At 61.7% G+C, this 7523-nt stretch carries 6 protein-coding genes and 1 tRNA gene; 4 read left to right on the top strand and 3 right to left on the bottom strand.

What is annotated here, in order from left to right:
- Positions 1 to 43: 43 nt before the first annotated feature.
- A tRNA-Met gene (locus tag EYE42_RS15835) sits at positions 44 to 120 on the top strand.
- Between the two features lie 142 nt (positions 121 to 262).
- On the opposite strand, the gene EYE42_RS15830 is transcribed toward EYE42_RS15835, so the two are convergent.
- Together EYE42_RS15830 and EYE42_RS15825 are read right to left on the bottom strand one after the other, a co-directional pair.
- Entirely contained in the window at positions 263 to 1708 is a 1446-nt protein-coding gene (locus tag EYE42_RS15830) for a sensor histidine kinase (RefSeq protein ID WP_246020855.1), read from the bottom strand.
- Positions 1701 to 2372 carry a winged helix-turn-helix domain-containing protein gene (locus tag EYE42_RS15825; RefSeq protein WP_130992282.1) on the bottom strand — a complete coding sequence of 224 codons (672 nt, stop codon included), beginning with the start codon at positions 2370 to 2372 and terminating at the stop codon, positions 1701 to 1703. The genes EYE42_RS15830 and EYE42_RS15825 overlap by 8 nt, the downstream gene beginning before the upstream one ends.
- 123 nt (positions 2373 to 2495) lie before the next feature.
- Between EYE42_RS15825 and EYE42_RS15820 the strand changes: the two genes are divergently transcribed.
- From EYE42_RS15820 to EYE42_RS15810, 3 genes are read left to right on the top strand one after another with little or no spacing between them, the layout of a single operon-like run.
- Positions 2496 to 4067: an ArnT family glycosyltransferase gene (locus EYE42_RS15820; RefSeq protein WP_246020854.1), complete on the top strand. Its 1572-nt coding sequence runs from the start codon at positions 2496 to 2498 to the stop codon at positions 4065 to 4067.
- A gap of 8 nt (positions 4068 to 4075) precedes the next feature.
- Positions 4076 to 5080, top strand: coding sequence for a glycosyltransferase family 2 protein (locus EYE42_RS15815; protein ID WP_211657963.1), 1005 nt, complete (start codon positions 4076 to 4078; stop codon positions 5078 to 5080).
- A gap of 32 nt (positions 5081 to 5112) precedes the next feature.
- The gene (locus tag EYE42_RS15810) at positions 5113 to 5460 is read left to right on the top strand and encodes a GtrA family protein (RefSeq protein WP_165455831.1); all 348 of its coding nucleotides are present in this window, start codon (positions 5113 to 5115) and stop codon (positions 5458 to 5460) included.
- Here the strand turns inward: EYE42_RS15810 and mprF are convergent.
- Positions 5411 to 7444, bottom strand: a complete 2034-nt coding sequence (mprF, locus tag EYE42_RS15805; protein ID WP_130992280.1) for a bifunctional lysylphosphatidylglycerol flippase/synthetase MprF — start codon at positions 7442 to 7444, stop codon at positions 5411 to 5413. The two genes, EYE42_RS15810 and mprF, sit on opposite strands and share 50 nt — an antisense overlap.
- Positions 7445 to 7523: the final 79 nt, after the last annotated feature.

The raw sequence follows: 7523 nt of genomic DNA, 5'->3' as shown, positions 1-7523 counted from the left end.
CAACCCTCTCTGAAACGATAACCCCCGATCAGGACAACCATGGCGCGGGGTAGAGCAGCCCGGTAGCTCGTCAGGCTCATAACCTGAAGGTCGTAGGTTCAAATCCTACCCCCGCAACCAAAATTAATAAAAATATCAAATAGATGTACTGACGGTATATCCATACCGCTCACCAATCGCGCACCTACATCAACGCCACATCAACACCGGACACCAAAAACTGCACCGACACGCATAGACCGGCAGTCGCAGGTATTGGTCGTTATCTGACGCTGTCGCTCATACCGGCCTGCGCGGGCGCCCGGAAAATTACGGACGTGCTGCCAGCGGGAAACCGTACCAAAACGCGCAGGCCCGTACTGTTGTCTTTCAAAGTTATCGCTGCGCCGTGCAAATCGGCGATCGCCCGGACCATGCTTAGGCCCAAGCCGTTACCCGGTGTGGTGCGGCTTTTTTCAAGGCGATAGAAACGGCGGAAGACCTTGTCGCGTTCTTCTGCGGGAATGCCTGGGCCATTGTCGGAAACCTCAAGAAGGACGCTGCCATCCGCCCTTGTCAGTGCCACCTCGATCCGCGTTCCCGACGGACTGTGGCGCAGGGCGTTCTCGACCAGATTTGCAACCATCTGAGTCAGCAGTTGCTGATCGCCCTGAACCGTCGCGTCCTGATCCTCAATGTCAAACACCAGCGTCTGACCGTTCTCTTCGGCGACGGGGCTGTAAGCGTCCTCGATCCGGGTCAGGATCGGGGCAAGCGAGGTCGCGGCAAAACGCGCAGACTGCTGACCGGCTTCGATCTGGGCAATTCGCAGCAGGGCGTGGAATGTCTCGATCAGGTCGTCGGCGATCTCGACGGCTTGTTCAGCGTCTGTCCTGATCTCGGGCGTAAGGTCGTGCGCATTCAGCAGCACATCCAGCCGCTGGCGCATGCGCTGCATGGGGGTGCGAAGATCGTGGGCGATGTCGGCCGAGATCTGTTTCTGGCTTTCGACCATGTTCTGAAGCTGGGCGATGGTACGGTTGATTTCATCGGCCATGCGGGCAAGGTCGTCGCCATCGCTGCCGGTGGCAGGGATGCGACGATCCAACTGTCCCAGTGCCACCGATTTCAATGTGGCTGAAATCTGGGTCAGCCGCCGTTCGGTTCTACGGCCGACAATGATCCCGGCAAGCAAACCGGCAAGCAGCAAGAGGATAAAACCGGCAACGAAGCCGCGTCCAAGAACCTCGCGCAGTTCCTCAAGAAAATAGGTGCTTGTGCCCAGGGTCAGCCGGTTCGGGCCAAGCTGCACCGAATGCAGCAGATAGCCGGTCACATCTTCATAGCGCGGCTTTTCGGCATGGATCGCATTGACTGGGACATAGCTGCCGCTGCCCTGCCAGTCGATCGCATCGACATTTCCGGCCAACACCTTACCTTCAGGGTCCTGAAGCAGATAGACGCGGTAATCCTCGAAGTTGAACCCGGCAAAGCCGCTCAGCTTTGCCCGGACAGCATCCAGCCCCTCGCTTTCGTAAAGGCTTGCGAAGCCAGCCGCATCCTCGGCCAGTTGATCCGACACCCAATCGCTGATTTCGCGATCCGCGTAGTGATAACTGAGCCCCAGCACCAAGGCCGTGATGATGGCGTAAAGCAACGCGAACCGCAGCGACAGGCGCGCCGAGGTCGAGCGCAGGAAGCGTGATATGCTGCCAGCGCGTCTAGCCATGCAGGCTGTAGCCCGCACCGCGAACGGTATGGATCAGGTCGCTGTCGAATGGCTTGTCCACCTTGTTGCGCAAGCGGCTGATATGGGTTTCGACCACGTTGGTCTTGGGGTCGAAGTGAAAATCCCAGACCGATTCCAGCAGCATGGTCCGGGTCAGAACACGCCCGGCATTGCGCATCAGATATTCCAGCAGGCCGAATTCGCGGGGTTGCAGATCCAGCGGCACGCCGGCCCGCGTGACCGTGCGGCGGATCAGGTTCATTTCAAGGTCGGCTACCTGCAAGACGGTTTCTTCCGCCTTCAAGGGCGGCCTGCGGGTCAGGGCTGCCAGCCGCGCCGACAGTTCCTGAAACGAGAACGGCTTGACCAGATAATCGTCCGATCCGGCCTCCAGGCCTTCGACCCGGTCATTGATGCCGTCCATCGCCGAAAGGATCAGGATCGGCGTCTCGACGCCAGCGCCGCGCACCGATCTGGTCAGGGTCAGCCCGTCCAGACCGGGCAGCATGCGGTCGAAGATCATCACGTCATAGTTGTTGTCCAGCGCCGACAGGAAACCTTCGCGGCCATTGGCGCAGTGATCGACTATATGCCCCTGCGCCCTGAGGCTGGAGGCGATGTAATCCGCCGTTTCGGCATGATCCTCGACCACAAGGACGCGCATGGCAGCAGTATTCCGTATCTTAGCTGCTTGCAGGCATAGCCCGCTTCGCGCCTTGGTCAAGGCTTTGGAAGATTACGGATCGGTATAGATCCGGCAACGCCCCAGACAGATCGATCTTGCAAGATGGCATCGGACCTCAGCATTCAGCCTATCGAGCAAGACCAGAAAATGACAATAAATGAAGCCTATGCCGCCGCGCGACCTGCGGCCCCCCACGTTCCGCAACTTGCGCAACCGGCGCGGCAGGATATGCAGCTGGATGGTGCAGCCCGCCGGTTTCTGCTGGCAGCCCTGACGGGATTCGTCTTTTTGCGCCTTTGGGCGATCTTCGCCGTCCCCTTCACCGACACCACCGAGGCCCGCTATGCCGAGATCGCCCGCAAGATGGTCGAGACCGGCAACTGGCTGACCCCGCAATTCGACTATGGCGTGCCGTTCTGGGGCAAGCCGCCGCTGCATACCTGGCTGTCGGCGGGCGGGATGCAACTTTTTGGCGTGAACGAAGCCGCAGCACGCCTGCCGATTCTGCTGACGGCGCTGGCGGTGCTGTTTCTGATCTGGCACTGGGTGCGCGAGACTGTAGGGCGGAACGCCGCGCTGGTCGTGACGGTCGTGCTCGCGACGATGGCGATGTTCTTTGGTGCGTCTGCCTTCGTGATGACCGACATGCCGATGGTTCTTGGCACGACATTGGTCATGGTCGGGTTCTGGCAGGCGGTCAGTGACGCGGACAGCCGGTGGGGTTATGCGTTCTTTCTGGGGCTGGCAATCGGAATGCTCGCCAAGGGTCCGGTGGCGGTCGTGCTGTGCGGCATCCCGCTGACCCTGTGCCTGGCCGTAACGTGGAACTGGCATCTGTTGCGCCTGCTGCCCTGGGGGCGCGGCATGGCGTTGCTGACAGTGCTGGTGGTGCCGTGGTATGTTGCCGCCGAAATCGCCACGCCCGGCTTCCTGCACTACTTCCTGATCGGAGAGCATGTGCAGCGTTTCCTGACCCCCGGCTGGCAGGGCGATCTGTACGGGTCCGGCCATCAGGAAGCCAAGGGCATGATCTGGCTGTTCTGGCTGATGGCAGCGCTGCCGTGGAGCCTGGTTCCAGCCTTGCTGCTGACACGCCTCGGCAAGACGGTCACGATGTTCCGACAGGATCGTTCGGGCTTGCTATTTTATCTGCTGCTCTGGGCAGGGTCGCCGGTCTTGCTGTTCACACCGGCATCCAACATCCTTGCCGCCTATGTTCTGCCCGGTCTGCCTGCCGCTGCTGTGCTGCTGGTCATTCTGTTCGCTCAGGTATTTGGGGCCAAACCGAGCCGTGCGGCACGAACAGCGTTCGCTGTAGCGACATCGGTGATCTTCGCGCTTTTCCTTGCACTGACCTCCGGCGCCATTTTTGCACCTCAGCAAATTCGGCTGAAATCCGACAAATCGCTGGTCGCCGCCGCCCATGCGGCGTTACCCGACGCGCAGCTTTATACCCTCGGCGGGCGCAGCTATTCGGCCGAATTCTATTCGCGGGGCAAGTCGCGTGCCATCGAGGTCGAAGACTTCGAAAGCTTGGCTGTTGACGGCGCACCTGCTGCATTCTCGGTGTCGCCCGATAAAGCGGCAGAGGCCGCGGCATTTGGACTTGAAAACCTGGGTGAATACGGACGGCACGTCCTGTTCGTAACCCCTACCGCAGGCGAGGTGAAATGATGGGTCACATGCAGGATATCACCCGCGAAACGGCAAATACCATGTCACGGGCACTCCACCTCGGTCCGACGGTGCCGGATGTCTCCTTCGTCATTCCGGCCTTCAACGAGGCGGAGACTATCGTGGAAACACTGAACCGGGTGTCGCGCAAGGCGCGCAGGCTGGTGCCGCAATCTGAAATTCTGGTGGTCGATGACGGCAGCGCCGATGCAACGCTGGAACTGGTGCAGTCCGGTCATTGGGAAGTGCCGGTCCGCCTGCTGCGCCTGTCGCGCAATTTCGGAAAAGAGCAGGCGATCATGGCCGGGCTGCGCCATGCGGCGGGTAAGGCCGTTGTGATCCTTGATGCCGACCTGCAAGAGCCCCTGCGCTATGTCGACACGATGCTGGAGAAATACCGCGAAGGCTATGAGATCGTCTATGCCGTCCGCGCCCATCGCGACGACGAAAGCTGGCTGAAACGGCGCGCTACTGCTGCCTTTTACCGCTTCCTGAACATCGGCAGCGAAGTGCCGATGCCAGCCGGTGCACGCGATTTCCGGCTCATGGACCGCAAGGTTGTCGACGCGCTTTGCGCCCTGCCTGAAAGCAACCGCTTCATGAAGGGGCTCTACGCCTGGGTAGGCTTTCGCTCGCTCGCCATCCCGGTCGAACTGCAGCCGCGCGGCGGGGGTAGCACCAAATTCGGCTTCCGCCGTTTGCTGAAACTGGGCATGACCGGGCTGACCGCCTTTACCGACTGGCCGCTGCGCATGTGGACAGGGATTGGCATGATGCTGGCCTCGCTGTCGATCCTTTACGGGTTGTTTCTGGCCAGCCGCACCCTGTTTCTGGGCCATGATGTGCCGGGTTGGTCGACGCTGGCGGTGGCGATTTTCTTCTTCAGCGGCATCCAGCTGATGTCCATTGGCGTACTGGGCGAATATCTGGCCCGCGTCTTCAACGAGGTGAAGGGGCGCCCCGGCTATCTGATCGCCGACGATGTGACGATTGCCGCGATCTCCAAATGCTAGGCGCGGCCGCGCGTTTTGCCCTGACCGGAGGGGTGGCAACGCTTGTGCATCTTATCGTCGCGATCACGCTGATCCGGCTTGGGGTTGCGGCGTTGGCCGCCAATGCCGCAGCCTTCATGACCGCTTTCTTGGTCAGCTTCTGGGGGCATCATCTGTTCACATTCGCGGGCCATGGTGTGGTGGCGACGCGGGCGTTTCAAAGATTTGTCGTCGTCGCGGCAATCGGGTTTCTGGTGAATGAGACCCTTCTGCTGCTTCTGTTGATGAGTGGCGCGTCGCGTCCTGAAGTGACGGTCCTGATTTCGACAGCATTCGCCGCTGCCAGCACCTTCATACTCTCGCGGCATTGGGCGTTTGCCGGGACCGGTCGCGGCCGATAAGCCGCGCGGCGTCCGCAAGCGGCATCAGCGGCGGCAAGCCCGAGGGCGTGGCAAGGTAATGCGGCACCCAGTCCGGGTCGAACTTGGCCTTGAAGGCCCGTAGCCCCTCGAAATTGTAGAAATTGCCGCCATGTCGATAAATCAGGTTGCCGAACCGATCCCAAAGCCGGCCGCTGCGATTCGGTGCAAGGCCGGAAAGCGGCGCCATGCCAAGCGAGAATCGCGCAAATCCCTGCGCCTTCAGTTGCAGCATCAGTTCAGTGAACAGGAACTCCATCGTGCCGCCGGGCGCGGCGCCGGAATGCCGCATCAGATCGATGCTGCAGGTCTCGCGAGAGTCCGTTGCCATTAGATTGGCGAAGGCCACCATCCGGTCGCCCTGCCGCACGACCGCGATGGGCCAGCGGTTCAGCCAATCCCTGTCGAAACGGCCCACCGAAAAGCCCTTCTCGCGGACATTCTTCGCCGCCAGCCATTCATCCGAGATCCGGTGAAATTGCGACAACAGCCCGTCGTCATGGGGCGGCGATACGATCTCAAGCGACAGCCCGTCGCGCCCCGCGCGGGCATGGGCGGCGCGCAGTTTCTTTCGGGCCGCGCCATCCAGCGTGAAACGGGTCAAATCGACCACCGCCTTTTCGCCCATCTTGTGCAGGACCATGCCCAGTTCCAGCATCAGCGGCACCGATTCCGGGCCGATCTCATAAAAGACCGGGCGGGCACCGGCACGGCGCGCGGCATCCACGAAGGTAAAGCCGATCTCTTCGGCGGCCACAGCTTCGCCGACGGGGCCACCATATGCCAGCCAGGACCCGCCCGAGACGCCGAACATCACCAGCGCGTCGCCGCCATCGGACAGCATGATCGCCTTGTCTCCGGTCAGCGCAAATCCCGCATCGGGCTGGTCGCTGGCCATGGCGATCCTTCGCGCGGCCTCCAATGTCTCGGCATCGGGCGGCTGCGGCTGAAAGCGCGGGGCGCGCAGCAGGAACAGCAGCGATCCTGCGCCGATGAACAGGCTGATGAGCAGGCCGGATCGCAAAGCGCGCGGCGCATTCGCATCGCTCGCGAACTGCCACCACAATTCATGCGCATAGGGGGTGCTCTTATGCGCGTAGAACAGCACGAAGCCAACGCTGAAGATCGCCGCCAGTAACAGGGCGGCCCAGCCCGGCGTCATCGCCCCATGAGTCAGGACCGAGCGGCGATGGAAGGCGCCGCGAAAGGGCATAAGGATCAGCACGGCGATAATCAGCGTGACCGCCTGTTCCATCTCGGTGCGCTGCAACAGCGCGACAACGGCACCGGCCAGCATCGCGCCGGTGGTCAGCCAGAAGGCGCCAAGGCTGCGGCGCGCCAGCCCAAGCGACAGGATGATCAGCAGGGCCCCAAGTGCGCTGGTCAGCAGGGTCGAGCCCTCGACGAAGGCCAGCGGAAACAGCGCTTCCGCGGCCTCGGTCGTCTGGCTGACGGGGGGCAGCAAGGCCGACAGCGACATCCACAGCCCCGAACCGAAGGTCATGATCGCCAGCAGGATCGGCGCGGCGGGCTCGATGGCGCGGAAGGCTGGCTCGGTTGCGGCAAAGAGGCGGGAAATGCCGCTGTCGCGGGTCCTGCCGTCAAGCGCGCGCCAGCTTTCGAATGCCGCCATCAGGATCAGCGCCAGCGCGAAAGGCACCAGAAAGTAGATCAGCCGATACAGAAGCAGGGCGGCGGCGATCTTGTCGACACCGACCGAGGCGGGCAGTGCCGCGATGACAATGGTTTCGAACACGCCGACCCCACCCGGCACATGGCTGACGACGCCGGCCATCGTCGCGGCAGCGAAGATTGCCACGAAGGTCAGAAAGCCGGGTCCGCCCGCTGGCAACAGCAAATAAAGCGTCAGCGCGGAAAAGGTGATATCGCCGAGGCTGATCAGAAGCTGCGTTGCCAGCAAACCGAGTAATGAGCGAAAGTTGGTGATGCCCTGAGGGGGCGGCATATCATGGCGGTGTTCAGAACGCCGTCAATTCTCAACCGAGAAAGGGATATGCCACATGCCAGAGACTACCATCACCCAG

It is taken from the genome of Paracoccus subflavus, from assembly GCF_004310345.1.
Taxonomy (GTDB): Bacteria; Pseudomonadota; Alphaproteobacteria; order Rhodobacterales; family Rhodobacteraceae; genus Paracoccus; species Paracoccus subflavus.
The sequence above is the reverse complement of the archived record's forward strand: the minus strand, read 5'-3'. Positions and strand labels throughout refer to the sequence as shown.

Bases quoted from the DNA above. Each gene is read 5' to 3' on its own strand.
- EYE42_RS15830 (WP_246020855.1), bottom strand. From the start codon at position 1,708: ATGGCTAGACGCGCTGGCAGCATATCACGCTTCCTGCGCTCGACCTCG.
- EYE42_RS15825 (WP_130992282.1), bottom strand. From the start codon at position 2,372: ATGCGCGTCCTTGTGGTCGAGGATCATGCCGAAACGGCGGATTACATC.
- EYE42_RS15820 (WP_246020854.1), top strand. From the start codon at position 2,496: ATGGCATCGGACCTCAGCATTCAGCCTATCGAGCAAGACCAGAAAATG.
- EYE42_RS15815 (WP_211657963.1), top strand. From the start codon at position 4,076: ATGCAGGATATCACCCGCGAAACGGCAAATACCATGTCACGGGCACTC.
- mprF (WP_130992280.1), bottom strand. From the start codon at position 7,444: ATGCCGCCCCCTCAGGGCATCACCAACTTTCGCTCATTACTCGGTTTG.